Annotated in this window: 23 protein-coding genes; 13 read left to right on the top strand and 10 right to left on the bottom strand. The window is 67.7% G+C overall.

All coding sequences use genetic code 11. The annotated features are described in order from the left end of the window. Positions 1–109: 109 nt before the first annotated feature. Both rpoZ and folK read right to left on the bottom strand, forming a co-directional pair. Positions 110–469, bottom strand: a complete 360-nt coding sequence (rpoZ, locus tag AC3IPP_RS06500) for a DNA-directed RNA polymerase subunit omega (protein WP_087140301.1) — start codon at positions 467–469, stop codon at positions 110–112. 130 nt (positions 470–599) lie between these two features. After that, the gene (gene folK / locus AC3IPP_RS06495; RefSeq protein ID WP_143276057.1) at positions 600–1,187 is read right to left on the bottom strand and encodes a 2-amino-4-hydroxy-6-hydroxymethyldihydropteridine diphosphokinase; all 588 of its coding nucleotides are present in this window, start codon (positions 1,185–1,187) and stop codon (positions 600–602) included. Between folK and AC3IPP_RS06490 the strand changes: the two genes are divergently transcribed. After that, positions 1,186–1,767, top strand: a complete 582-nt coding sequence (locus AC3IPP_RS06490; RefSeq protein WP_087140302.1) for a LabA-like NYN domain-containing protein — start codon at positions 1,186–1,188, stop codon at positions 1,765–1,767. The two genes, folK and AC3IPP_RS06490, sit on opposite strands and share 2 nt — an antisense overlap. Then, entirely contained in the window at positions 1,764–2,408 is a 645-nt protein-coding gene (locus AC3IPP_RS06485; RefSeq protein ID WP_489150778.1) for a uracil-DNA glycosylase, read from the top strand. The genes AC3IPP_RS06490 and AC3IPP_RS06485 overlap by 4 nt, the downstream gene beginning before the upstream one ends. A 4-nt stretch (positions 2,409–2,412) precedes the next feature. On the opposite strand, the gene AC3IPP_RS06480 is transcribed toward AC3IPP_RS06485, so the two are convergent. After that, positions 2,413–3,624, bottom strand: coding sequence for an N-acetylmuramoyl-L-alanine amidase family protein (locus AC3IPP_RS06480; protein ID WP_087140304.1), 1,212 nt, complete (start codon positions 3,622–3,624; stop codon positions 2,413–2,415). 454 nt (positions 3,625–4,078) lie between these two features. On the opposite strand from AC3IPP_RS06480, the gene AC3IPP_RS06475 reads away from it, so the two are divergent. The 3 genes from AC3IPP_RS06475 to AC3IPP_RS06465 are packed head-to-tail and all read left to right on the top strand — an operon-like array spanning position 4,079 to position 9,116. Next, a complete protein-coding gene (locus AC3IPP_RS06475; RefSeq protein ID WP_489150777.1) occupies positions 4,079–6,766 on the top strand; it encodes an Rne/Rng family ribonuclease in 2,688 nt (895 codons plus the stop codon). A gap of 56 nt (positions 6,767–6,822) precedes the next feature. Beyond that, the gene (locus tag AC3IPP_RS06470; protein ID WP_489150776.1) at positions 6,823–8,244 is read left to right on the top strand and encodes a M48 family metalloprotease; all 1,422 of its coding nucleotides are present in this window, start codon (positions 6,823–6,825) and stop codon (positions 8,242–8,244) included. Positions 8,245–8,285: 41 nt separating this feature from the next. After that, positions 8,286–9,116: a thioredoxin domain-containing protein gene (locus AC3IPP_RS06465; RefSeq protein ID WP_489150775.1), complete on the top strand. Its 831-nt coding sequence runs from the start codon at positions 8,286–8,288 to the stop codon at positions 9,114–9,116. Positions 9,117–9,141: 25 nt separating this feature from the next. On the opposite strand, the gene AC3IPP_RS06460 is transcribed toward AC3IPP_RS06465, so the two are convergent. The 4 genes from AC3IPP_RS06460 to AC3IPP_RS06445 form a co-directional block, all read right to left on the bottom strand. Continuing rightward, positions 9,142–9,930 (bottom strand): thiazole synthase, encoded by a 789-nt coding sequence (locus AC3IPP_RS06460; protein WP_003168099.1) that lies wholly within the window; start codon positions 9,928–9,930, stop codon positions 9,142–9,144. Between the two features lie 60 nt (positions 9,931–9,990). Further along, complete coding sequence (gene thiS / locus AC3IPP_RS06455; protein WP_218779184.1) at positions 9,991–10,188, bottom strand: sulfur carrier protein ThiS; 198 nt, start codon at positions 10,186–10,188, stop codon at positions 9,991–9,993. A gap of 121 nt (positions 10,189–10,309) precedes the next feature. Then, positions 10,310–10,765: a MarR family winged helix-turn-helix transcriptional regulator gene (locus AC3IPP_RS06450; protein ID WP_489150774.1), complete on the bottom strand. Its 456-nt coding sequence runs from the start codon at positions 10,763–10,765 to the stop codon at positions 10,310–10,312. A 15-nt stretch (positions 10,766–10,780) separates the two neighbouring features. Next, complete coding sequence (locus AC3IPP_RS06445; RefSeq protein ID WP_489150773.1) at positions 10,781–12,073, bottom strand: S41 family peptidase; 1,293 nt, start codon at positions 12,071–12,073, stop codon at positions 10,781–10,783. 247 nt (positions 12,074–12,320) lie between these two features. Here AC3IPP_RS06445 and aroQ point away from each other — a divergent pair, with 247 nt between their 5' ends. Genes aroQ through aat form a run of 4 tightly spaced genes read left to right on the top strand, consistent with a single transcriptional unit; the run spans position 12,321 to position 15,377 of the window. After that, positions 12,321–12,776 carry a type II 3-dehydroquinate dehydratase gene (aroQ, locus tag AC3IPP_RS06440; RefSeq protein ID WP_087140309.1) on the top strand — a complete coding sequence of 152 codons (456 nt, stop codon included), beginning with the start codon at positions 12,321–12,323 and terminating at the stop codon, positions 12,774–12,776. A 40-nt stretch (positions 12,777–12,816) separates the two neighbouring features. After that, positions 12,817–13,302, top strand: coding sequence for an acetyl-CoA carboxylase biotin carboxyl carrier protein (gene accB / locus AC3IPP_RS06435; RefSeq protein WP_087140310.1), 486 nt, complete (start codon positions 12,817–12,819; stop codon positions 13,300–13,302). A gap of 5 nt (positions 13,303–13,307) precedes the next feature. Then, positions 13,308–14,660: an acetyl-CoA carboxylase biotin carboxylase subunit gene (gene accC, locus AC3IPP_RS06430; RefSeq protein WP_489150772.1), complete on the top strand. Its 1,353-nt coding sequence runs from the start codon at positions 13,308–13,310 to the stop codon at positions 14,658–14,660. 9 nt (positions 14,661–14,669) lie between these two features. Further along, entirely contained in the window at positions 14,670–15,377 is a 708-nt protein-coding gene (gene aat / locus AC3IPP_RS06425) for a leucyl/phenylalanyl-tRNA--protein transferase (protein ID WP_489150771.1), read from the top strand. Here the strand turns inward: aat and AC3IPP_RS06420 are convergent. Further along, positions 15,344–16,042 (bottom strand): DUF2155 domain-containing protein, encoded by a 699-nt coding sequence (locus tag AC3IPP_RS06420; RefSeq protein WP_489150770.1) that lies wholly within the window; start codon positions 16,040–16,042, stop codon positions 15,344–15,346. The two genes, aat and AC3IPP_RS06420, sit on opposite strands and share 34 nt — an antisense overlap. After that, positions 16,039–16,431, bottom strand: a complete 393-nt coding sequence (locus tag AC3IPP_RS06415; protein WP_179205048.1) for an NADH:ubiquinone oxidoreductase subunit NDUFA12 — start codon at positions 16,429–16,431, stop codon at positions 16,039–16,041. The genes AC3IPP_RS06420 and AC3IPP_RS06415 overlap by 4 nt, the downstream gene beginning before the upstream one ends. Positions 16,432–16,638: 207 nt before the next feature. Here AC3IPP_RS06415 and AC3IPP_RS06410 point away from each other — a divergent pair, with 207 nt between their 5' ends. The 3 genes from AC3IPP_RS06410 to AC3IPP_RS06400 all read left to right on the top strand — a co-directional run bounded on the left by AC3IPP_RS06410 (position 16,639) and on the right by AC3IPP_RS06400 (position 20,797). Beyond that, positions 16,639–19,248, top strand: coding sequence for a TSCPD domain-containing protein (locus tag AC3IPP_RS06410; RefSeq protein ID WP_489150769.1), 2,610 nt, complete (start codon positions 16,639–16,641; stop codon positions 19,246–19,248). 89 nt (positions 19,249–19,337) lie between these two features. Beyond that, the gene (locus AC3IPP_RS06405) at positions 19,338–19,832 is read left to right on the top strand and encodes a pentapeptide repeat-containing protein (protein WP_087140316.1); all 495 of its coding nucleotides are present in this window, start codon (positions 19,338–19,340) and stop codon (positions 19,830–19,832) included. A 65-nt stretch (positions 19,833–19,897) separates the two neighbouring features. Further along, positions 19,898–20,797, top strand: a complete 900-nt coding sequence (locus AC3IPP_RS06400) for a pentapeptide repeat-containing protein (protein WP_489150768.1) — start codon at positions 19,898–19,900, stop codon at positions 20,795–20,797. Positions 20,798–20,861: 64 nt separating this feature from the next. Here AC3IPP_RS06400 and aspS read toward each other — a convergent pair whose 3' ends face one another. Beyond that, the gene (gene aspS, locus AC3IPP_RS06395) at positions 20,862–22,694 is read right to left on the bottom strand and encodes an aspartate--tRNA ligase (protein ID WP_489150767.1); all 1,833 of its coding nucleotides are present in this window, start codon (positions 22,692–22,694) and stop codon (positions 20,862–20,864) included. Between the two features lie 208 nt (positions 22,695–22,902). Here aspS and AC3IPP_RS06390 point away from each other — a divergent pair, with 208 nt between their 5' ends. Further along, complete coding sequence (locus AC3IPP_RS06390; protein ID WP_087140319.1) at positions 22,903–23,565, top strand: P-loop NTPase family protein; 663 nt, start codon at positions 22,903–22,905, stop codon at positions 23,563–23,565. Positions 23,566–23,755 lie beyond the last annotated feature (190 nt).

Genomic DNA, 23,755 nt, shown 5'->3' with positions numbered 1-23,755 from the left:
GGAAGAGACGACGCCGATGTGTTGTCCAGCAGATTCGCGGCGGGGTCCATCGGCGTGTCCGTCTGAGGCCGCGCCGTCCGCCTTGCTACCTTGGTGACCAGGTCGGTCGTCAGTAGCGTTCCTCCTGGCCCCCGTCGCGGTCGCTCTGCAGCGCGCGGATCAGTTCGGCCTCGGCCATGTTCATGTGCTGCGGCTCGGCCAGCAGGGCCACGACTTCGGCTTCATCCTCAGCCTCGGTGCGTTCATCGACGCGCTGCAGGGTGGTGATGATGTTCTCGCGCAGTTCGTCCGGCACGACGGTTTCGTCGGCCAGTTCGCGCAGCGCCACGACCGGGTTCTTGTCGTTGTCGCGGTCCAGCGTCAGCGGCGCGCCGTTGGCGATGTTGCGGGCGCGGTGGCCGGCCAGCAGAACCAGACCAAAGCGGTTCGGCACCTTCTCGATGCAGTCTTCGACAGTGACGCGGGCCATGAAATTCCTCTGGCGGCAGGGAGAACCGCACAAAATATAGGTTGAAAGCCGATTGTGCAACGCCGCGAAGGCGGGATTGGGGCGGATCGGCGTGAGTTAAGCCTCCCCTCGCCCGATAGTCCGCCTCGCGTCAAGCCCTGGGCAGAGGGCGCGCGTCTCGGCCGACCTCGGCTTGCGCCGCCAGATCGCCAGCCCGACGGCCGCAGACAGGGTGCGTCCACTCCGGCGCCACCTCGGCCAGCGGTCCCATGACGAACAGCCGGTCCGCCGCGCGCGGATGCGGTAGAATCAGCCCGCTTAGGTCACCGCTGAGACGCCCATAGGCGATCAGGTCCAGGTCGAGCGTCCGCGGCGCATTGCGCGCGGTCCGTACGCGACCGAACAGATCCTCGATCCGCCCCAGGGTCCGCATCAGGGTCGAGGGGTCATGGGCGGTGCTGACCACGGCCACGCCGTTCAGGAAAGGCGGGTCGGTCGGGTCGGGCCAGGCCTGGGACGACCACCAAGACGAACGGGCCAGCACATCCAGCCCCTCGGCGCGGAACCGGGCCAGCGCCGCCTCTAGCGCCTCCACGCAAGAGGACCAATCGCCCTTGTCATTGCACCCCAGTGCGACGATGACTGCCGCGTCCAGATCGATCTCGCGCCAGGATTCGCCTGCGGCGTCGGTCGGGGCTTTCATTTTCTCGACCATATCGACGGACTCATATTGGTTCATGACTGATCACCCAGACGACCGCATCGCCCTGTTCATCGACGGCGCCAACCTCTATTCGGCGGCCCGCGCCCTGAACTGCGACCTCGACTTCAAGAAACTCTCGACCTGGTTCGTCGGCGAAGGCCGATTGATCCGCGCCTATTATTACACGGCCATCATCGAGGGCGAAGAATTCTCGCCCGTGCGGCCGCTGGTCGACTGGCTCGATTACAACGGCTTCACCGTCGTGACCAAGCCGGTCAAACGCTTCACCGACGCCCAGGGCCACAGCCGCACCAAGGGCAATATGGACATGGAGATCGCCGTCGACATGCTGGAGCTGGCGCCGCGCCTGGATCAGGCGGTGCTGTTCTCGGGCGACGGCGACTTCCGCCGCGTGGTGCAGGCCCTGCAGGCCAAGGGCGTGCGCGTCACCGTCGTCTCGACGGTCAAGAGCCAGCCGCCCCAGATTTCCGACGACCTGCGTCGCCAGGCCGACGCCTTCATCGACCTGGCCGACATCATGACCCAGGTCGGCAAACCCAAGGCCGCGATGAATCAGGGCGTGACCCGCACCCTGGACCGGAGCGATCGCGCGTGAACGCAGCGTTGAACCCGGAACCGGCGCGCGACTGCCCCCTGTGCCCGCGCCTGGTCGAGTATCGGGCCGAGAACGCGCGCCAGAACCCGGACTGGTGGAACGGCCCCGCGCCGTCGTTCGGCGATCCGAACGCGCGCCTGCTGATCGCGGGCCTGGCGCCGGGCCGCACCGGCGCCAACCGGACCGGCCGCCCCTTCACCGGGGACCATGCGGGCTGGCTGCTGTACGACACACTGAAGAAGACGGGCTTCGCGCAGGGCCGCTATGACCCTGACGGGCATGACGACCTGACGCTGATCGACTGCATGATCACCAACGCCGTGCGCTGCGCCCCGCCGCAGAACAAGCCGACGGCGACTGAAGAGAACACCTGCCGTCCCTTCCTAGTGGATCGGCTGAGCGCCCTGCCCCGGTTGAAGGTGATCGTGACCCTGGGCGACGTGTCGCGACGCAGCATCCTGCGAACGCTGGGCTACCCCGGCTCGGCCATTCCGGCGGGACACGGGGTCGAGGGCCAAGTCGGCCGCTACACCCTGATCAACAGCTATCACTGCTCGCGGTTGAACACGAATACGGGACGGCTGACGGCCGAAATGTTCGAGGACATCTTCGTTCGCGCCAGAGCGGCGCTGGAGACCTGAGGCCTCAGCCGCCGGCGATGTCCCCGGCGACCATCACCGGTGCAGCCGGCTCGCGGAAATAGCGGTCGATGCCCTCGGCGACCGAGCGCATCAGGCGGCGGCGGGCGCGTTCGTCGTTCAGGACGCGCTCGTCTTCCGGATTGGTGATGAAGCCCATCTCCAGCAGAATGGCCGGAACGTCAGGCGCCAACAGCACGGCCAGACCCGCATCGCGGTGGCTGCGCCGCAGCAGCGGATGGTCAGCCCCCTCCAGATGGGTCAACAGCACCCGCGCGAACTGGGCCGAGCGGTTCTGGGTGGCGCGCTGGGTCATGTCCAGCAGGATGCGATCGACCGAAGGGTCGCGCCCCGGCAGGCGCAGATCGCGTTGCCAGTCGTCGCCCTTGGTGAACTCGCGCACGGCGCGACCGGCGCCCTGTTCGGACAGGGTGTAGACGCTGGCGCCGCGCAGGGCCGGGTCGGAACCGGCGTCGGCGTGCAGCGAGATGAACAGGTCGGCGCCCGCGTCACGCGCGATCTGCACCCGACGGCCGTGAACCACATAGACGTCGCCGTCGCGGGTCAGGCGCACGCGATAGCGGCCGGTGCGCTCCAGCGCCGTCTTCAGCTCGCGGGCGGCGGCCAGGGTGACGGCCTTTTCCTGAACATGCTGGCCCTGTGCGCCGGGATCGCGACCGCCGTGGCCGGCGTCGATGACGATCAGGGGCTTTTCAGCCCGCGCCTGTTCGCGGCGCGGCGCGGCGACCGGGACCGCAGCGGCGGCGCCCGTGGCCTTCAGGTCGATGACGTAACGATAGTGGTCCACCCCGTCGCCCGGCGGCAGCAGGAAGCGACGCTCGATCTCGGCGCCGCGCGCCAGATCCAGACGCACGCGCGACGCGCCCGAGGCCGCGCTGACCTCATAGCCGCGCACCAGGCCCGAGCCGCTGCCTTCCAATCCACGCGCAGGGCTGACACCCGCCAGCGACAGGATCACCCGCCCGGCCGAGCCGTCCTCGACCACCTGCCCTCGGGTCGTGCGGCCCAGATCCAGAACCACGCGGGTCCGCTGGCTGTCGCCGCCGAAGCGCAGACGCACGATTTCGCCGTCCGGACCGAAGGCCAGACCGCGCGTCGCCGTGAGCGCGACAAGGCAGATGACGACGAACGCCAGGCCGGTCATCGACCATTCGCGCACGCCCCAACGGCTCAGATTGTCACGCCACCGACCCAACATCAGAGGGAATTCGCCCTGCAGTTTAGAAGTCAGGATGGGCCCAGGGTTTAAGGATTTCGTTAAGACCTCTTACCGGCGCGCGGTTCTTTTATTTTCCGCAACATCTGCCTATTATCGGTTCCGCATGCGATCGATCGCGCCGCCCGTCATCTGTTGGGCTCAGGCGCGCCCTCCTCGCGGCGTTGAACTTTTCACCAATTCCGAGGATCGCGCGGCCTGGCCGTCGATCCGAAGATACGGGTTCGGGATGCAGCCTTGATCGGCGCGTCTGGGCCCAGGACCGACAACCTTATGGGCCGACCCGCCTGCGCTCCCGAACGGCAAGATCATGCCGCTCTCGCTTTCTGCGAGGGGATGACGCGCGCCCTGGCCCCCATTTCCATTCGGCGAGCCGCCCCTATTCCCGCGACTGAGTTCGCGGCGCACGGCCTGGCGCGCCTGAGAGAGACCTTCAATGTCAAAAACCATGTTGATAGACGCGGCGCACGCGGAAGAGACGCGCGTCGCGATCGTGGACGGCCGCCAGGTTGAGGAATTCGATTTCGAATCCCGCGCGCGCCGCCAGCTTCGCGGGAACATCTACCTCGCCAAGGTCACCCGCGTAGAGCCCAGCCTGCAGGCCGCCTTCGTTGAATACGGCGGCAACCGCCACGGCTTCCTGGCCTTCAACGAAATCCACCCGGACTATTATCAGATCCCGGTCGCCGACCGCGAAGCCATCATGGCCGAGGCGCACGACGACGCGGACGAAGACGATCTGGGCCGTGAATCCGACGACGCCGATTCCGACGGCAAGCTGGCCGACGAAGAGCGCCTGAAGCGCCGCCTGATGCGTCGCTACAAGATCCAGGACGTCATCAAGCGCCGCCAGATCCTGCTGGTGCAGGTCGTCAAGGACGAGCGCGGCGCCAAGGGCGCGGCCCTGACCACCTGGCTGTCGCTGGCTGGCCGCTACTGCGTGCTGATGCCGAACACCGGCAAGGGCGGCGGCATCTCGCGCAAGATCACCAACACCTCGGACCGTCGCCGGCTCAAGTCCGCCGCCGCCGCGCTGAAGGTGCCGCAGGGCATGGGCCTGATCATCCGCACGGCGGGCGCCAAGCGCACGCGGGCCGAGATCAAGCGCGACTATGAATATCTGCTGCGCCTGTGGGAGACGATCCGCGAACTGACCCTGCGCTCCAACGCGCCGGCGATGATCCACGAAGAAGAGAACCTGGTCCGCCGCGCCGTGCGCGACATGTACGACAAGGACTTCGACGGCATTCAGGTCGAGGGCGTCGAGGGCTTCAAGCAGGCCCGCGACTTCATGCGCGTGCTGATGCCGTCCCAGGCCAAGAAGATCCACCTCTATCAGGGCTCGCGCCCGCTGTTCGCCGCGAACGGCATCGAAGAGGTGCTGACCCAGATTCACCAGCCGGTCGTGCCGCTGAAGTCGGGCGGCTATCTGGTCATCAACCAGACCGAAGCCCTGGTCGCCATCGACGTGAACTCGGGCCGCGCCACCAAGGAGCGCAACGTCGAGGCCACGGCCACCAAGACCAACCTGGAAGCCGCCGTCGAGGCCGCCCGCCAGTTGCGCCTGCGCGACCTGGCCGGCCTGATCGTCATCGACTTCATCGACATGGACGAGGGCAAGAACAACCGCGCGGTTGAGAAGGCCCTCAAGGACGCCCTGGCCAAGGACCGCGCCCGCATCCAGATGGGCCGCATCTCGGGCTTCGGCCTGATGGAGATCAGCCGTCAGCGTCGCCGCCTGGGCGTGATCGAAGGCGCGACCGAGGTCTGCGAATGCTGCCAGGGCGCCGGGCGCGTCCGCTCGGCTGAATCGGCGGCCCTGACCACCCTGCGCGCCGTCGACATCGAGGCCGGAAAGAACGGCGCCGGTTCGGTGAACCTGCGCGTCTCGACGGTCGTGGCCCTGTATATCCTGAACCACAAGCGCGACTATCTGCAGTTCCTGCTGGAGCAGCGCGGCGTCAACGTCGTCATCCAGATCGACGACAGCCTGGCCCAGGGCGAACACTCGATCGAGCGCACCGAGACCAACGAAGACTTCGTCGCGCCGGAAAGCCACATCGACCTGGCTGACCTCGACGACGGCTTCGACGACAGCGCCTATGACGACGAGGACGAAGACGCCCAGGACGAAGACGACTTCGGCGACGACGAAGACGAGGCCGATCTCGACCGTGAGGACGAGGACGACGACGAGGCCCGCGCCCGTTCCGAACAGGACGACGACAGCCGCAGCGGCGGTCGCCGCCGTCGCCGTCGCGGCGGTCGCCGTGACGAGGAAACCGAAGCCGTCGCTTCTGACGATGACGATGACAGCCGGGGCGGACGCCGCCGTCGTGGCCGTCGCGGCGGTCGCCGGATGCGCGAAGAAGGCGAACGCGACGTCTACGCCTGGGTGCGCGGCCGCACCCCGTCGCTGCAAGACCCCTACGTCTGGTTCGACCCGATCAACCCCGAAGCCGCCCGCCCCGAGCGCAAGCCCGAGCGCGTTCAGGAAGAAACGGATCAGGAGGTCAGCCTCGATCAGGTCGCCGCGTCGGAAGAAGGCCGCAACGGCCGTTCGCGCCGTCGTCGCGGTCGCGGTCGCGGCCGTGGTCAGGGCGACCTGGCGCACGAGGCCAAGGTCGAGGACCGCGCCGCCAATGAAGGCCTGCCGCCCGTCGGCTCGCCCGATACGCCCATCGCCGTCCTGATCGAGGATGAAGCGACCGAAGCCGCCCCGTCGGCCGATACCGCCCCTGCCCCGCAGACGATCGAGGCGCCGAAGCGTCGTCGTGTTCGCCGCAAGGTGACGAGCGCCGCCGCCGCGGAATCGACTACGGCCGCCGTTGAGCAAGACGCCGAACCGACCGTCATCGAGGCTGAGACCGAAGTAGAAGCCGCTCCGGTCCCTGTCGAACTGGACGTCACGCCCGCCGTGGCCGCCCGTATCGAACAGGCGATCGAAGAAGCCCTGGTCGATGAGGCCCCGATTGAAGACGTCGTGGCCGAGGAAGCCGTCGTCATGGCCGAACCGGCCCCGTCGCCGACGGCCGAGGTCGACATCGCGGCCATCATCGCCGACGATCCGAACCAGATCGGCGCCGCGCCCGCCAAGCCCAAGCGGGGCTGGTGGCGCCGTTGATCGGACACGATTAAGCTGGAAGCTGCGGGGGAGAGACCATCGCTCTGGAGTTCGTCATGACCAGGACGCCCCCCGCCGCAACCCGCTTTCGGCGCTATCTGGCCGCCGGCGTCGGCGCCCTCGCGGTGCTGGCCTCGGCCGCTGCGGCCCAGGCGCAGAGCCTGATCCGGGATACCGAGATCGAGGGCATCATCCATGAGTGGTCCGAGCCCGTGCTCGACGCCATGGGCCTGGACCCGAACGAGGTCGAGATCCTGCTGGTCAACGACAATGACCTGAACGCCTTCGCCACGCGCGGGCGGATCATGGGGTTGAACACCGGCCTGATCCTGCGGACCAAGAACCCCAATCAGCTTCTGGGCGTGATCGCCCACGAAGCGGGGCACATCAAGAACCGCCACACCCTGCGCGACGGCGCCCAGAACGCCGGAATGCAGCCGATGATCATGACCATGGCGCTGGGCGCCCTGGCCGCGATCGCGGGCGCCCCGGATGCGGGCGCGGCCCTTTTGGCCTCCAGCCAGTATTTCGGCACGCTGGGCGCCCTGCGCTACATGCAGAGCCAGGAGGGCGAGGCTGACATCACCGGCGCCCGCGCCCTGGAGCGCGCGGGGGAATCCGGCCGCGGCATGGTCGAGTTCTTCGAGAATTTCCGCGCCCAGGAAATCTTCTCGGATCAGCGCCGCTATCCCTATTTCCGCAGCCACCCCCTGTCCTCGCAGCGGATCGAGGCCCTGCGCCCAGCGGTCGAGGCGGCCTCCCATTACGACAAACGCGACAGTGACGAGCGCATGGCTCAGCACACGCTCGTCGTGGCCAAGATCCGCGCCTTCATGGACGCGCCCAACGCCACCTTGCGCGACTATCCGTCCAGCGACGTCTCCCTGCCCGCCCGCTACGCCCGCGCCATCGCCTGGTATCGCGACGGCCAGACGCAGAAGGCGCTGGACGCAGTCGACGTTCTCTTGGCCGAACAGCCTGAAAACCCCTACTTCTGGGAGCTGAAGGGCCAGATCCTGTTCGAGGAAGGCCGCCCCGCCGAGGCTCTGGGCGCGCATGAGAAATCGGTCGAACTGAAGCCGGACGCCCCCCTGCTTCGCATCAATCTGGCCCATGCCCTGATCGAAACCAGCGACGCCTCCAAGCTGACTGAAGCCGAGAACCAGTTGAAGCGCGCCCTGGCGCTGGAGCCGGACAACACCATGGGCTGGCGCCTGCTGTCCCAGGCCTACGCCAGCCAGAACAAGGAGGGCGAGGCCCGCCTGGCCTCCGCCGAGTACTGGTTCGCCCTGCGTCGCCCGGAACAGGCCGCCCAGTTCGCCATGCGCGCCCGCGACATGCTGGACCGCAGTTCGATCGAATGGCGCCGGGCCACCGACATCGTCCTGGCCTCGGGCGCGACCGAAAAAGACATCACCGACGCCGAGCGCCGCAACGAACAGCGCAGCCGCTCAGGCGTCATTCCGCCCGGCGCCTGACGCCGAAACCGCCTTCCTCTTTTGCGCCTGACGAGACCTTGATGACCGACGACGCCCCCCGATCTGGCCAGACGCCGGACCAGACGACCGACCAGCCCGTCGTGACGCCGCCCGCCGCCGCCAAGGGCCGCTTCGCCCTGTCGGGAACGGTGCTCGGCGGCGCCGCCGTGGCCATGTCGGCGGTCGCCCTGGCGTTGTCGGCCGCGCCCTATTTGAGCGGCGGATTCGGCGGCAAGGTGCGCGACTATCTGGTCAGCAACCCCCAGGTGCTGGACGAAGTCCTGGCCGCGCGCGAGACGATGGAATCCCAATCGCGCGTCCAGACCATCAACGCCGCCGCCGCCGCCAATCCGGCCCTGCTGGCCGTCGATGCGCGCGACCCGGCCTTCGGCCCGGCGAACGCCAAGGTGACGGTGATCGAGTTCTTCGACTTCCGCTGCCCCGGCTGTAAGGCCGTAGCGCCTGAATATCGCGCCCTGATGGCCGCCCACCCCGAGGTGCGTTTCGTCTTCAAGGACTGGCCGATCCTGGACCGGGGCGACGACGTGTCCTCGCAATACGCCGCCCGCGCCGCCCTGGCCGCGCATCAGCAGGGCAAATATCTGGCCGTCTATGACGCCCTGATGGCCGAACGGGCGCTGGACCGCGCCTCCATCGACCGCATTCTGGCCGACAGCGGCGTCGACATGGCCAAGGCCAACGCCGCCATCTCCGCCCCGGAGATGACCCGCCACGTCACCGACATCCACGCCTCGGCCGCAGCGCTCGGCCTGCAGGGCACGCCGACCTTCTTCATCAACGGCGTCGCCAGCCCCGGCATCGACCCGCGCGAAGTCGGCGCCCTGATCGAAGCCGCCAAGAAAAAGGGCTGACCTTTCGATCAGCCCCTCGGCATTTTCAGATCAACCCCGCCAGCGGCGAGGACGGATCGGCGTAAAACCGCTTCTTCATCCGTCCCGCCAGGTAGGATTCACGCCCGGCGATGACCGCGTGCTTCATGGCGCTGGCCATCAGCAGGGGGTCGCGCGCCTCGGCGATGGCGGTGTTCATCAGCACGCCGTCGCAGCCCAGTTCCATGGCAATGGCTGCGTCCGACGCCGTGCCGACGCCTGCGTCGACCAGCACCGGCACCTTGGACTGCTCCACAATCAGGCGGATGTTGATCGGGTTCTGCACGCCCAGACCCGAGCCGATCGGCGCGCCCAGCGGCATGATGGCCACGGCGCCCGCGTCCTCTAGCTTGCGCGCATAGACGGGGTCGTCGGTGCAATAGACCATGACCTCGAAGCCCTCGGCGGTCAGCAGCTTCAGCGACCGCAGGGTCTCTTCCATGTCGGGGAACAGGGTCTTGGGGTCCGCCAGAACCTCCAGCTTGACCAGGGTCCAACCGCCGGCCTCGCGCGCAAGGCGCAGGGTCCGCACGGCGTCCTCGCCGGTGAAGCAGCCCGCCGTGTTCGGCAGATAGGTGTATTTCTTCGGATCGATGAAGTCTGTCAGCACCGGCTGGTTCGGATCGGTCAGATTCACCCGGCGCACGGCCACGGTGACCATCTCGGCGCCCGAAGCCTCGGCCGCCGCCGCGTTCTGGGCGTAGTCACGATACTTGCCGGTGCCCACGATCAGGCGCGAGTTGAAGGTGCGGCCGGCGACGGTCCAGCTGTCGGTGCGGGGAGCGGTGTCAGTCATGGTTTAACGACCTAGCGCCGCCATGCGTCGGGGGGAAGCGCCGTTGCGGGATTTGATCGGTCAGCCCCCGCCTACGAACTGCACCAGTTCGATCTTGTCGCCCTCGGCCAACGCCGTCTCGCCGTGCAGCGAGCGCGGCACGATCTCCAGGTTGCGCTCGACCGCTACCTTCTTGGGGTCCAGCGACAACTCCTGAACCAGGTCCAGAATGGTCGTGGCTGTGGTTTGCCGAACCTCGCCGTTGACTTCGATACGCATCACATCTTTCCGAGCAGCAATAAGCACATATTGCAGACGCGCCCCTCTTTCGGGCCCGCCGCTGATGGCGGAGATATAGCGCGTTTGCGCACGACGGGCATCAGTCGGCGCCAGACGCCTTTCAGACGATCATACGGTCGCTCAAGGCGCAGGTCTTAAGCGAGCGGATCGCGCGGCCTATCGTATCGAACACGGGACCGGCCTCCTCCTCCATTTCAGCATAGGCGCGTTCGAACTCTGGGGTCAGCCTGTCCAGCATGGCCAATTGCTCGCGCCCCCTGTCGGTGATCTCGATCAGGTTGACGCGCTGGTCGTTGGGATCGGGACGGCGGCTGACCAGATCCAGGGCCAGCAGCTTGGGCATCTTCTGCTGAATGAGCTGGTGCGAACGGTCCAGCGCCCGCACCAGATCGGCCACGGAGACCGGACCAAGCGTCGCGATGGCGCCCAGCAGAGATGAAGACTTCACCGGAATGACAATGCCCGCGCGCTTGAACACCTCGGCCGACTGCTGCTCGATCAGCTCGCTTAGCTGCTCGCTGAGCCGGCCCAGGAAGGTGCGATCCAACTCGATCATTCGTTCAACCACTCCTCAGTCCAGGCGGCGATAGGTTTCCCGCTCGCCGGACTTCCACACTCGCTCCAAGCCGCTCACACGGCCATTCTCGCGCACCAGACGGAATCGGTAGTCGTCTGTTCCCTGCACTGCAAACAGCGCCTTCTCGATCGGCTCAAGGGCCAAAACGAAGCGATCGCGCCAATGGTAGGCCAGACCGCCGGCGGTGCGCGTCAGGGTGCGTCCCTCATAGGTTCCGACCGCGGCGTCCAGCTCCGCGTTGCTCGGGGACTGGCCGGTCAGCGCAGCCTCAACCGGAACCAAGGCCCATTCAGCCTCTGCGTCGCCTGCATCCGCGCGGCTCTTCAGCAGGAATTTCTGCGCCGCCAACAGAGCCTCCGAAGCTGGAACAACCAGATCAGGGGTCACGCCGACACCCTCGAAATCCTTACCGTCGATCGGATCGCGGATCTGACCGAACGGAACCTGCAGCATGAAGCGATCATCAATCGGCACGCGGGTGACGGGATGCGCGCCGCCGGCGGTCTGTTCCCCGATCACGGTCGCCCGACCCAGACGTTGCAGTGAAAACGCCATCCATTCGGCCGATGAAAAGGACGTCGATCCGGTCAGGACCACCACGGGAATATCCGCTGACCGCCAGCCCGACACCGCAGGCAGGCTCCATTGGCTCCGCACCACCTGCGCCCCCTTGTCATTGTAGTTGTAGTCGAAGAATTCCTGATCCTTGCCCGCTGGATAGAGGTAGCTCATCAGGAACTGCGCCATCTCCAGGACGCCGCCGTTGTTGTAGCGAAGGTCGAAGATCAGCCCCTTGGCCCCTTCGGCGAAACGCATGGCCGCCTCCGCCGTCTCCTGGGCGTATTGCGGGTCGGCGAAGAAATCGAAGCGCACATAGGCCAGATCGCCGTCCAGCCGCCGCGCCTCGCGAAACCCGAAATTCGCCGCGCGCTCGCTGTCGCGTTGGGCCTGGGTCGTCGTCTCGCCGCTCGCCTTGGCTCGGCGATCAGCCGCGACCTCGTCAGGATCGAAAGCCACCGAGAAGTGCAGATCCTCGCTCGCCTTGACCAGGCCTTGAGACAAGCTCTCGGCGAAGCGATCGGCTTCCATCGGCTGCGATTGAATCAGCCTGTCCAGCTCAGCGGATATGGCCGGAATCCGGTCGGGAAAAACATAGTTCTGCTGCAACGCCGTCTCGAGGCGAGCAACGACTTCTCGCTGCTCCCCTTGGTTCAGGGTCTGCGCATCGACCGAAGCCGGAGCCAGGACAGCGACGCTCAGTAGCGAGAGAAAAACTCGAGAAATCACGTCCAGACCTCACAATGAAATATATTGCGCAATATGTTGTAATTATTTCTGACGTCAACCGCCCACGGCAGGACCGGACACGAAACGCGCGCGAGCTCGTTCCCGCATCGCTGTCCTGAGACGGCGCCTTGCAGCTCGCCTCCTGTGCCCTTAGGTCAACTTATCGTCGGCCCGCTTTGCGTCGCGCCATACCTGAGCTACAACGCCCGACCGAATCCGCGCGGCGGCGCGCCTGTTTTGCGAGCGAATGCCCGAAACTCTCACCCTCTATGTCCTGAACGGCCCCAACCTGAACCTTCTCGGGGTTCGGGAGCCGGACATCTACGGACACGAGACCCTGGCCGACGTCCAGGCGATGTGCGAGGCGGCGGCCGAGGGCGCGCGCGTGGTGTTCCGCCAGTCGAACCATGAAGGTCAGCTGGTCGACTGGATCCAGGAGGCTAGGGCCGAGGCCGACGCCCTGGTCATCAATCCGGCCGCCTTCACCCATACCTCGGTGGCCCTGCTGGACGCGCTGAAGACGCTGAGCATCCCCGTGGTCGAGTGTCACCTGTCGAACCCCGCCGCGCGCGAGGCGTTTCGGCATCACTCCTATGTGTCCCTGGCCGCGACCGGCGTGATCGCCGGCTTCGGTCCCCGCAGCTATGAATTGGCCGTCCGGGCCGCTCTGGACCTGGCGCGCCGCGCCGGGGCCAAGGGCTGACCGCCGCGCGCCGTCTGAAGATCAAGTAGAAGAGACCCCCATGTCCGACGACAAGAACAAGAACATCGACGCCGACCTGGTCCGCAGCCTGGCCGACATCCTGAACGACACCGACCTGACCGAGATCGAGGTCGAGCGCGGCGATCTGAAGATCAAGGTGAAGCGCGAAATCACTGTCGCCGCCGCCCCGATCCAGTACGCCGCCGCTCCGGCTGCGGTCGCCCACGCCGCGCCGGCCGCCGCGCCGCTCTCCATGCCGTCGGACCCCGCCACCATCGTCGCCCGCGCCGGCGAAGAGGTGAAGTCGCCGATGGTCGGCACCGCCTATCTGCAGCCCGCGCCGGGCGCCGATCCCTTCATCAAGGTCGGCGACAAGGTGAAGAAGGGTCAGACCCTGGTCATCGTCGAAGCCATGAAGACCATGAACCCGATCCAGTCGCCGCGCGACGGCGTGGTGACTGAAATCCTGGTGGGCGACGCCCAGCCGGTCGAGTTCGGCGAAGCCCTGGTCGTTCTGGAAGCCTGAGCCCCATGTTCACCAAGGTCCTGATCGCCAACCGGGGCGAGATCGCGCTGCGCATCCACCGCGCATGCAAGGAGATGGGAATCTCCACCGTCGCCGTGCACTCCGAAGCCGACCGCGGCGCCATGTGGGTGCGCCTGGCCGACGAGAGCGTCTGCATCGGCCCCGCGCCGGCGGCCAAGTCCTATCTGAACATCCCCTCGATCATCGCGGCGGCGGAAATCACCGGCGCCCAGGCGATCCACCCCGGCTACGGCTTCCTGTCGGAGAACGCTCGCTTCGCCGAGATCGTCGAGGCCCACGGCCTGGCCTTCATCGGCCCCAAGCCTGAGCATATCCGGGTGATGGGCGACAAGATCACCGCCAAGCAGACGGTCAAGGAGGCGGGCATCCCCGTCGTCCCCGGCTCTGACGGCGAAGTCGAGACGGTCGAACAGGCCATCGAAGCCTCCAAGACCATCGGCTTCCCCCTGATCGTCAAGGCGGCCGCCGGCGGCGGCGGTCGCGGCATGAAGGTGGCGATGACGGCCGACGACCTGGTCGAAGCCGTGCAGACGGCCCAGACCGAGGCCCTGGCCGCCTTCGGCAACGGCGCCGTCTATATGGAGCGCTACCTCCAGAAGCCGCGCCACATCGAGATTCAGGTCATCGCCGACAGCCACGGCAACGTCGTCCACCTGGGCGAACGCGACTGCTCGCTGCAACGCCGCCACCAGAAGGTGCTGGAAGAGGCCCCCTCGCCCGCCCTGTCGGCCGAGGGCCGCGCCAAGATCGGCGAGACGGTCAACAAGGCCATCGCCGCCATCGGCTACCTGGGCGCCGGGACCATCGAGTTTCTGTGGGAGGACGGCGAGTTCTTCTTCATCGAGATGAACACCCGCCTGCAGGTCGAGCATCCGGTCACAGAGATGATCACCGGCGTCGATCTGGTGCGCGAACAGATCCGCATCGCCGCAGGCCTGCCGCTGTCGTTCACCCAGGACGATATCGAGTTCAAGGGCCACGCCATCGAGGTGCGGATCAACGCCGAGAACTCGGAAACCTTCACCCCGTCGCCGGGCACGATCACCGAGTTCCACGCACCGGGCGGTCTGGGCGTGCGTCTGGATAGCGCCATCTACGCCGGCTATTCGATCCCGCCCTATTACGACAGCCTGATCGGCAAGCTGATCGTCCACGGCCGCGACCGCGAGGAGGCGCTGGCCCGCCTGAAGCGTTCGCTGGGCGAGACGGTCATCAGCGGCGTCGACACCACCATCCCCCTGTTCCAGAAGCTGCTGCAGGAGCCGGACATCCTGTCGGGCGACTATGACATCCACTGGCTGGAGAAGTGGGCGGCGGCGCAGAAGGCCAAGGCCTAAGCGCCCGCCTTGCCCAAGGCTCCCGAAGAGCCGGGTTTCAGCGCGAGCGGCCCTTCCGACGTCTTCGGACCGGAGGCGCTGCTCGCCTGCTACGCGCGGGGCGTCTTCCCCATGGCCGAGGCGCACGACGATCCGCGCGTCTTCCTGGTCGAGCCGGACCAGCGGGGCGTCATACCGCTGGATCGCTTCCACATTCCCTCGCGCCTGCGCCGCACCGTGCGGAGCGAGCCGTTTGAAGTGCGGGTGAACACGGCCTTCGCCGCCGTTCTGGACGCCTGCGCCGCGCCCGCGCCGGGGCGCGAGGACACCTGGATCAACGCCCCGATCCGTCGCCTCTATGTCGAACTGCATCAACGGGGCTTCGCCCACAGCGTCGAATGCTGGCGCGACGAAGCCCTGGTCGGCGGCCTGTACGGCGTCACGCTGGGCGGCGCCTTCTTCGGCGAAAGCATGTTCAGCCGCGCCACGGACGCATCCAAGGTCGCCCTGGTTCACCTGGTCGCGCGGCTAAGGAAAGGCGGCTGGCGCCTGCTGGACGCGCAGTTCCTGACCGAGCATCTCAGCCAGTTCGGCGCCGTGGAGACGCCGCAGGAAGCCTATCTGCGGATGCTGCCCTGGGCCTTGCAGGCGTCGCCCGACATAGCCGCCTTCACCGCGCCGTTGAGCGGGGCCGAAGCCGTAGCCTACGCCTTACAGCCCACAACCCAGGCGTCGTAGACCGGGTGTTGCAGCCCGCTGACGCTGGGCGATGAGGCGAACATCCAGCCCTTGAAGACCTGACGCGCCTCGGTCGGCACAGCCAGGCCGCGCGGCTGAACGCCGACCTCCATATAGGCGATGGCGTCTTCGGTCATTTCGTCAGAGGCGGAGACCTCGCAGGCGCGGGCCTTGAACAACAGAGTCCTGCCGAAGCGCACCGGGCGACCGCCGACCTCGACCTCGAAACGCATGGTCTCGGCCGTCGTCTTGTCCACCGCCTGGATGACGGCGATGCGGCGACGCTGACGCACGCCCGGCGGCGTGGTCGGAGCGGCCGGCGCGGGCGCAGCCTCTTCTTCGGCGGTCAGGTCTTCAGGCACTTCTTCCTGAACGGCGACTTCCTGTCCCTGGACCGCGACGGTCGGGACGCCGGGCTGCGCGGGCGCCGCCGGGTTCGTCGCAGGGTTGGCCCCCGGAGCCTGGCCGCCGTTGGCGGGCGGAGTCTGCGGTTGCGTCGGTTGCAGCGGCGTGCGGCCGGTGTCGCGCAGCAGGTCGCCGATCGGGTCGGCCGGAGCCGGCGTCGCGTCTTGCGGCAGGTCCATCAGGGCGCTGGCCACGCCGACGCCCGAGATCGCCAGTCCCGCGACGACCACCCCGGCCAGCAGGACATGGCGAAGGGTCATTCCGGGCTCCAGGCCTGATAGTCGCCGGTGGCGGCCGGGCGTTGGCCCAGGGCGGCCAGAGAGCCTTGCGGACGGCGCGCCATCGGCGTGCCCGTCATGTTCGGCAGGTGATCCTTTTCCCACGCCTGACGCGGCAGCGGGCGCTCGGCCGGGCTCTCGTCATAGGTATAGCGCAGCCAGCCCTGCCATTCCGGCGGAACCTTCGTCGCTTCGGCGTAGCCGTCATAGATGACCCAGCGTCGCTTGCGGCCGTCATAGCTGACGGTGTCGCGGGATTCGTAATAGCGGTTGCCGAACTCGTCCGTGCCGACCAGCTGGCCGCGTTTGCCGACGGTGAACAAGGTGCCGATCGTGGCGCCGTTCCACCAGGTGAAGATCTTGCTCAGCACGTCGTCGAACTCACTCGAATCCACCGCCCAGGGAAGGTCCGGCGGCGCAGCCCGATCATAGAAACCGCGACGCCCTACGTCCAGCATGGAGCGCAAGGGAAACGCCTCAACATCTTGTGGGCAACCCCTGCGCGACCCACAACATACGTTGAACGCCCGTCAGATCTGCCGGTAAGCTGGTTCAGACGACATGCGTGGAGACGTGGAATGCGCTTCAAGGCTCGCTTTGCTCCTCTCGCCGCGACGCTCGCTTTTGAGCCCCGCGAGATCGAGCGCGGCCGCGCCCTGGCGCCGGTCTCGGCGCCCGCCGGGTGGACCGACGTCCGCGTCGAGGCCTGGCTGGACTGGGCTGAAAGCCAAGCGCTGTCGCAGTCCGACGCCCTGGACGCCGCCATTCACGACTGGGCCGCGCGACTGGCGTCCGAGGGGCAGGAAAGCGGCGGCCTGGCCACAGCCGCCGAGGCCGAGCGATTCGCCGCTGAACTGGCGGCGTCCGTGTTGCTGGGCCTCGCCGCGCCCGCCCTGCCGACGACGAACGCCTTCCTGCCGCTGATCGACCTGTCCGAACCGAATGCGCCGCAGGCCTTGGCGGCCCAGGCCGCCGCCTGGCGTGGGCGCCGCCTGTCCGGGCGCGCGACCGAAGCTCTGGCCAAGGCGCTGGATGAGGTCGCCGACGCCGTGTCCCGTTGCGAAGGCCCGCGCGAAGCCTGCGCCGATCCCGCCGCCAACCCGGCCCTGGCCCGCGCCGCCGTGACCGCACGCCGCTGCGGCGCAGGCGACGCCGACATCCTGCGCGCCACTCAGGGCGAGGCCGCCGATCTCGTGGTCGAGGCCGCCGAACAGCCCGCGACCCTGCCCGTGCTGGCGGCGCGCGATACGACCGCCTCTGGCGATCCCCGAACCGCCGCCGTGGCCGAGGCCATGCAGGAAGGCCCGGTCGTCGTCGCCTTTTCGCCTGCCGACGCCGAAGCCATGGCCGCCGTTGAGGCGAGCGCACGAACGGTCCTAAACCTGCCCGCCCTGGCGGCGCTGGCAGGGGCGGACTTCGACGCCGCCCTGGATGCTCTGGTCGCCTTGTGGACCACGGCGCTGGATATCGAACTGGACCAAACCGGCCGCGCCGAGGCGCAGGCCTCTCGGCCCATCGCCCTGGGCCTCGGCGGCCTAGCGGATTGGGCCGTCAGCCAGGACGCGACCGACCCGGCCGCGCAGGCGTCCGCGCTCGGGCGCCGCGTCTCTGACATAGCGTCCCAGACCTCCTGCGACCTGGCGATGCAACTGGCCCCCTGCCCCGAATGGGGCGCCGCTAAGGACGACGTCATCGCCACGCTACAGGCGCAAGGGCGCGACGCCGCCGCGCTGGAGCAGAACGGACGACGCAACGCCGTGATCGGCCTGTTCGTCGACGAGGCCGAACTGGACCTGCGGCTGGGCCTGTCGCCGTTCGGCGCGACGGATGGGTTCCAGACCGCCGACGACGAGGTCGCCCGGCGACTGAGGCCCGCCGTGGCCGCCGCCATCATCGCGGCGGGCGGCGACGTCGAGGCGGCGGAGCGCCATCTGTTCGGCCGTCGCACCCTGGCCGAGGCGCCGTGCGTGAGCCACGGGCGTCTGCGCGAACTGGGCTTCACCGATCTGGAGTTGGAAGCCATCGAGCGCGCCCTGGCCCTGGTCGAGGATTTCGGCCCCGCCTTCGCCCCGCCGGTGCTGGATGCGGGCTTCATCGGCGACGTACTGGGGCTGACGCCGAACGAAGGCGCCCTGCTGCCCCGCCTGGGCTTCACGGCCGACGAGATCGAGGCCGCGACCGCCTATGTCTTCGGTCGACCGGACCTGTCGGACTGGGATCAGGCGCCGCCGTCGCTGACGACCCTGCTGGCGACGCCGAGCGCCGATCTGGAGGCGGCGCTGCGCCAGGCGGTCGAGCTGTTCAGCGACGCGCCCGACGCCCGCCCTCGCCTGCTGGACTGGCGCTCCGACGCCATGCAGATCAGCCGCGCCATCGCCGACGGCGCGCGCGACGATCGCCGCGTCGTGGCTTTACGTCGCGCCGAAGCCCCGCACAGCTTCCGCCTGGACCTGCCCGAGGTCGAAGCCCCCCGCCGCGCCGAAGCCCCGCCGCAAGCCGCGCCCCAGACCGTCGAGCGCGTGGTCGAGAAGGTGGTCGAGCGCGACCGCACCCGCCGTCGCCTGCCCGACCGTCGCAAGGGCTATATCCAGAAGGCCTCGGTCGGCGGCCACAAGGTCTACATCCACACCGGCGAATACGAAGACGGCGAACTGGGCGAGATCTTCATCGACATGCACAAGGAAGGCGCCGCCTTCCGCTCGATGATGAACAACTTCGCCATCGCCATCTCCATCGGCCTGCAATACGGCGTGCCGCTGGACGAGTTCGTGGACGCCTTCGTCTTCACCCGGTTCGAGCCGTCGGGGCGGGTCACGGGCAATGACTCCATCCGCTCGGCGACCTCCATCCTCGACTATGTGTTCCGCGAGCTGGGCGTCTCCTATCTGGACCGGCGCGAACTGGCGCAGGTCACACCCGAAGCCGCCAATCTGGACGGCATGGACGGCGCCCCCGCCGATGCGCCCCAGCCCGTGCCCGCCGCCCGCTTCATCTCCAAGGGTTTCGCCAGAGGCGCAGCGCCAGACAATCTGATCGTCGCCCCCTTCGGCCGGAAGGAGCCGTCGCCGCGCACCACGCCGCAAGCCCAGGCCGGCCCCTGTCCCGAGTGCGGCGACCTGATGCTGACGGATCGGAACGGGACGCCCGTGTGCGGCGCCTGCGGTGCGACGCCCAAGGTTCAGGGCTAGGTCTCGTTCATGCGTTGAAACGGGACGCACTGTCCCGAAACGGCGGCCCGCTTCTTGCTGCAACAGGCGCAAAGTCTGGAGCCATTCGCATGATCCGTCCCGCAATCGCCCTTCTCGCCGCCGTCGGCCTGACGCTGACGGCCCTGCCCGCCTCGGCGCAGAACGCCTCTCAGATCAGCCAGGTGCGTCGCGGCGCCTCCTGCCCCGGCTGCAACCTGTTCCAGGGCGACTTCTCGGGCCTGGAGCGCACAGGCCTGAACCTGGCGGGCGCCCGCGTCCGTCAGGCGGATATCAGCCTGTCGGTGATGAACCGCACCAACTTCAGCCGCGCCGACCTGCGCGACGTCGAGGCCTATGGCGCTGTCCTGTCCAGCTCGAACTTCACCGGGGCGGACCTGACCAACGCCAGCTTCGTCGGAACCTATCTGGAAGGCGCCGCCTTCGCCGGGGCCAAGCTGAACGGAACCAATCTGTCGGGCGCCGAGATGTCGCGCGCGCGCGGCCTGACCCAGTCGCAGCTCAATCAGGCCTGCGGCGACCAGAACACGGTTCTGCCTTCAGGCCTACGCATTCCCGCCTGTTGAGCGTCGCCTTCGTTACCACGATTTAAGTAGGGTTTTTACGGACTAAGGCGCATTCAGGAGGGGTGATGAAACGCTCCATTTCACCCCTGCGCCGTCTGGCCCTCGCCGCCTCAGCCCTTGTGGGAATGACGACGGCCGCCCCCGCCCTGGCCGGCGTCGTGGACACGACCTGGACCCAGGACCGCGACGTCGCCCGCATGGTGTCCCTGGGCGGCAGTTGCGTCCGTTGCGAACTGTCGGGCCGCGATCTGTCCGGCGCCACCCTGACCGGCGCCAATTTCGCCAACGCCACCCTGGTCGGGGCCAATCTGCGCGGCGCCGAACTGGTCGGCTCGAACTTCGTCGGCGCCGACTTCAGCCGGGCCGACATGCGCGGGATCGAGATGGTCGGCTCGACCTTCACCACCGCCAACCTGGCGGGTGCCCAACTGATGGGTGCAGAGGCGACCGGCGCGGTCCTGATCCGGGCCAATCTGACCGGCGCCAATCTGACCGGCGCCGAGCTTCAGGGCGTCAACATGAACAGCGCCGTCCTGGTCCGCGCCCGTCTGAACGATGCGGAGATCTTCGGCGCCACCCTGGCCAATGTGAACGCCAGCGGCGCTGACTTCACGGGCGCCGACATCAAGGCGTCCAACCTGTCGGGCGGCAACTTCGACAACGCCTCCTTCCGAGACGCAGACTTGGACAGCGCGCGCCTGTCCGGCGGCAGCTTCAATCGCACCGACTTCCGCGACGCCTCCCTGCGCCGCACCGACATTCGCGGCCTGGACCTGTCCCGTGCGCGCGGCCTGACCGCCGGTCAGGTCGAAGAGGCCTGCGGAGACGCCTCGACCCGCTTGCCGGGCGGCCTGACGGCCCGCAACTGCCGTGGCGGCGTCCGTGTCATCCGCACGCCGCCTGCGCCTCCAGTCCCTCCGGTTCCGCCGCGCCAGCGCAACCTGGTCATCACCTCGGGCAACTAAGCCCCGGACGCAAAAAAGGGAGGGGTCGCCCCCTCCCTTTTCCAATTCAGCCCTATGGCTCCGATCAGATCTTGATCGGCAGCTGGGTGCGGATCGACAGCTCTTTCAGCTGACGCTCCTCAGCCTCGGCCGGAGCGCTCATCAGCAGGTCCTGGCCCTGTTGGTTCAGCGGGAAGGCGATGACCTCGCGGATGGCCTGCTCGCCGGCCAGCAGCATGACGATGCGGTCGATGCCCGGCGCCAGACCGCCGTGCGGCGGCGCGCCGTAGCGGAAGGCATTCAGCATGCCGCCGAACTGTTCTTCGACCACCGAGGCGTCGTAGCCGGCGATCTCGAAGGCCTTCAGCATGATCTCGGCCTTGTGGTTCCGGATCGCGCCCGAGCACAGCTCATAGCCATTGCAGACGATGTCATACTGGTAGGCGCGGATGGTCAGCGGGTCCTGCGTCTCCAGCGCTTCCATGCCGCCCTGCGGCATCGAGAACGGGTTGTGGCTGAAGTCGACCTTCTTCTCTTCTTCCGACCATTCGAACATCGGGAAGTCGACGATCCAGCAGAACTTGAACTGGTCTTCGTCGACCAGCTTCAGCTCCGTGCCGACGCGGGTGCGCGCCAGGCCGGCGAACTTGGCGAAGACCGACGGCAGGCCGGCGGTGAAGAAGGCGGCGTCGCCCTTGCCCAGACCCAGCGAGGTCATCAGGGCCTCGGTCGGCTCCTGACCCAGGTTCTTGGCGATCGGGCCGCCCCACGACTGCTGATCGTCCGACCAGAAGATGTAGCCCAGGCCCGGCTGCCCCTCGCCCTGCGCCCAGGAGTTCATGCGGTCGCAGAAGGCGCGCGAGCCGCCCGTCGGCGCCGGGATGGCCCAGACGGCGTTCTTCTCGTCGGCGCCCAGGATCTTGGCGAACAGGCCGAACCCGCCGTCGCGGAAGTGTTCCGACACGTCCTGCATCTTGATCGGGTTGCGCAGGTCCGGCTTGTCCGAGCCGTACCACTTCATCGACTGTTCGAACGTCAGGCGCTCGAAGCCCTTGTGCTCCATCGTCTGACCGAAGTCGTTGGTGAAGGTTTGCACGGCGTCGATCGGCGAAACCGGCTTGCCCTCGCCGAACTCGGTGAACAGGCCGTGCATCAGCGGCTCGATCGCCTGGAAGACGTCTTCCTGGGTGACGAAGCTCATTTCCACGTCGAGCTGATAGAATTCCAGCGAGCGATCAGCGCGCAGGTCTTCGTCGCGGAAGCAGGGCGCGATCTGGAAATAGCGGTCGAAGCCCGACACCATCAGCAGTTGCTTGAACTGCTGCGGGGCCTGCGGCAGGGCGTAGAACTTGCCGGGGTGCATCCGCGAGGGCACCAGGAAGTCGCGCGCGCCTTCCGGCGACGAGGCCGTCAGGATCGGCGTCTGATACTCAAGGAAGCCCTGGGCGCACATGCGGTTGCGGATCGACTGGATCACGCGCGAACGCAGGACGATGTTCTTGTGCAGACGCTCGCGACGCAGGTCGAGGAAGCGGTTGCTCAGGCGAATCTCTTCCGGGTATTCCTGCTCGCCGAAGACGGGCATCGGCAGTTCGGCGGCTTCCGACAGAACCTCGACGGCCTGGACGCGCACCTCGACCTCGCCGGTCGGCAGGTTGGCGTTGACGGTCGAGCCTTCGCGCAGAACCACTTCGCCGTCGATCTTGATGACGCTCTCGGCGCGCAGGCGCTCGACCACTTCAAAGCCCGGCGTTTCAGGATGCAGGACCAGTTGGGTCAGGCCGTAGTGGTCGCGCAGGTCGATGAACAGCAGACCGCCGTGGTCGCGCTTGCGGTGGATCCAGCCCGACAGACGAACATTCGCGCCCGCATCCGTCGAACGGAGGGCGCCGCAGGTGTGGGTGCGATAGGCGTGCATGATCGGATTTCGTCTGAAAACGGCTGTCGAACAGCGTGAATTAGGAGCGGGGAAAGGCCCATCATCGCCCCCGAAAGTCAAGGCTGACGCCCGATCGCCCAGATGAATCGCCCCTGATACGCCATCCACAGGGCGAGGCAGGTTGTCCCCGTGATCCCGCCCTATCAACAGAGACGCCCACGGCTCGGCCCGGCTAGGGTCCATCCTCATGAACGCCTCGGCCGCCGAAATCCGTCAACTGCGCCTGCCGCTGCAGCAGGAGACGCCGCAGCGCGCCTCCGATCTGGCGATCTCGGAAGCGAACGCCGCAGGCGTGGCCGCTCTGACCACCTGGCCGGAAGCGCCCGGCGCCATCCTGGCCCTGTTCGGTCCGGCGGGCTGCGGCAAGAGCCACCTGGCCGCCGCCTGGGTCGAGCGCACCGGCGCCATCGCCCTGCACGGCGCCGAGGCCGCCCTGGTCGACCCGCTGGAGCTTGAGGGCCGCCCCGTCCTGCTAGACCGGGCCCAGGATGCGGACGACGAAAGCCTGTTCCACCTGATCAACCTGACCCAGTCGGGCGGCGGGGCCCTGCTGCTGGTGTCGCGCGATCCGCCCGCATCGTGGGCCACCGACCTGCCGGATCTGCGCTCGCGCTTGAACGCCATCCGCACAGTGGGAATAGAGGCGCCCGACGACGTGGTCTTCGCCGCCATGCTGCGCCGCGCCTTCGCCAGCAGGAACATCACCCCCGCCGACGAGCTGATCGACTATCTGGTCCGCCGCATCGACCGCTCGGCCGACGCCGCCGAGGCCGTGGTCGACCGTCTGGACGCCCTGCACCGCCCGGTGACGCGCGTATTGGCCCGTCAGGTGCTGGACGGAGAACCCTAACCCCGCTCATCCCCGCGGAGGCGGGGACCCAGTGAGAGCCACGAGCGCTCGGCTCAAAGGTCTTCATGGTCCCAAGCGCGAGCTTGAAGCCAAAGCACTTGGTCCCCGCCTCCGCGGGGATGAGCGGAATCGTGATGTCTCGCCTGCCGCGACACAATCGCGGTTGCAGCCGTCACAGGCGCGAGCGACA

The sequence above is a fragment of the Brevundimonas sp. KH_060 genome, from assembly GCF_057838275.1.
Note: the sequence above shows the minus strand (reverse complement) of the source record. Positions and strands in the feature narration are given on the sequence as shown.

Excerpts from the sequence above, each read along its gene's own strand:
- aspS (WP_489150767.1), bottom strand. The coding sequence starts at position 22,694 with ATGCACGCCTATCGCACCCACACCTGCGGCGCCCTCCGTTCGACGGAT.
- AC3IPP_RS06470 (WP_489150776.1), top strand. The coding sequence starts at position 6,823 with ATGACCAGGACGCCCCCCGCCGCAACCCGCTTTCGGCGCTATCTGGCC.
- AC3IPP_RS06450 (WP_489150774.1), bottom strand. The coding sequence starts at position 10,765 with ATGATCGAGTTGGATCGCACCTTCCTGGGCCGGCTCAGCGAGCAGCTA.
- AC3IPP_RS06465 (WP_489150775.1), top strand. The coding sequence starts at position 8,286 with ATGACCGACGACGCCCCCCGATCTGGCCAGACGCCGGACCAGACGACC.
- accB (WP_087140310.1), top strand. The coding sequence starts at position 12,817 with ATGTCCGACGACAAGAACAAGAACATCGACGCCGACCTGGTCCGCAGC.
- AC3IPP_RS06410 (WP_489150769.1), top strand. The coding sequence starts at position 16,639 with ATGCGCTTCAAGGCTCGCTTTGCTCCTCTCGCCGCGACGCTCGCTTTT.
- AC3IPP_RS06405 (WP_087140316.1), top strand. The coding sequence starts at position 19,338 with ATGATCCGTCCCGCAATCGCCCTTCTCGCCGCCGTCGGCCTGACGCTG.
- accC (WP_489150772.1), top strand. The coding sequence starts at position 13,308 with ATGTTCACCAAGGTCCTGATCGCCAACCGGGGCGAGATCGCGCTGCGC.
- AC3IPP_RS06400 (WP_489150768.1), top strand. The coding sequence starts at position 19,898 with ATGAAACGCTCCATTTCACCCCTGCGCCGTCTGGCCCTCGCCGCCTCA.
- aroQ (WP_087140309.1), top strand. The coding sequence starts at position 12,321 with ATGCCCGAAACTCTCACCCTCTATGTCCTGAACGGCCCCAACCTGAAC.
- AC3IPP_RS06480 (WP_087140304.1), bottom strand. The coding sequence starts at position 3,624 with ATGTTGGGTCGGTGGCGTGACAATCTGAGCCGTTGGGGCGTGCGCGAA.
- AC3IPP_RS06390 (WP_087140319.1), top strand. The coding sequence starts at position 22,903 with ATGAACGCCTCGGCCGCCGAAATCCGTCAACTGCGCCTGCCGCTGCAG.
- rpoZ (WP_087140301.1), bottom strand. The coding sequence starts at position 469 with ATGGCCCGCGTCACTGTCGAAGACTGCATCGAGAAGGTGCCGAACCGC.
- thiS (WP_218779184.1), bottom strand. The coding sequence starts at position 10,188 with ATGCGTATCGAAGTCAACGGCGAGGTTCGGCAAACCACAGCCACGACC.
- folK (WP_143276057.1), bottom strand. The coding sequence starts at position 1,187 with ATGAACCAATATGAGTCCGTCGATATGGTCGAGAAAATGAAAGCCCCG.
- AC3IPP_RS06420 (WP_489150770.1), bottom strand. The coding sequence starts at position 16,042 with ATGACCCTTCGCCATGTCCTGCTGGCCGGGGTGGTCGTCGCGGGACTG.
- AC3IPP_RS06460 (WP_003168099.1), bottom strand. The coding sequence starts at position 9,930 with ATGACTGACACCGCTCCCCGCACCGACAGCTGGACCGTCGCCGGCCGC.
- AC3IPP_RS06475 (WP_489150777.1), top strand. The coding sequence starts at position 4,079 with ATGTCAAAAACCATGTTGATAGACGCGGCGCACGCGGAAGAGACGCGC.
- AC3IPP_RS06490 (WP_087140302.1), top strand. The coding sequence starts at position 1,186 with ATGACTGATCACCCAGACGACCGCATCGCCCTGTTCATCGACGGCGCC.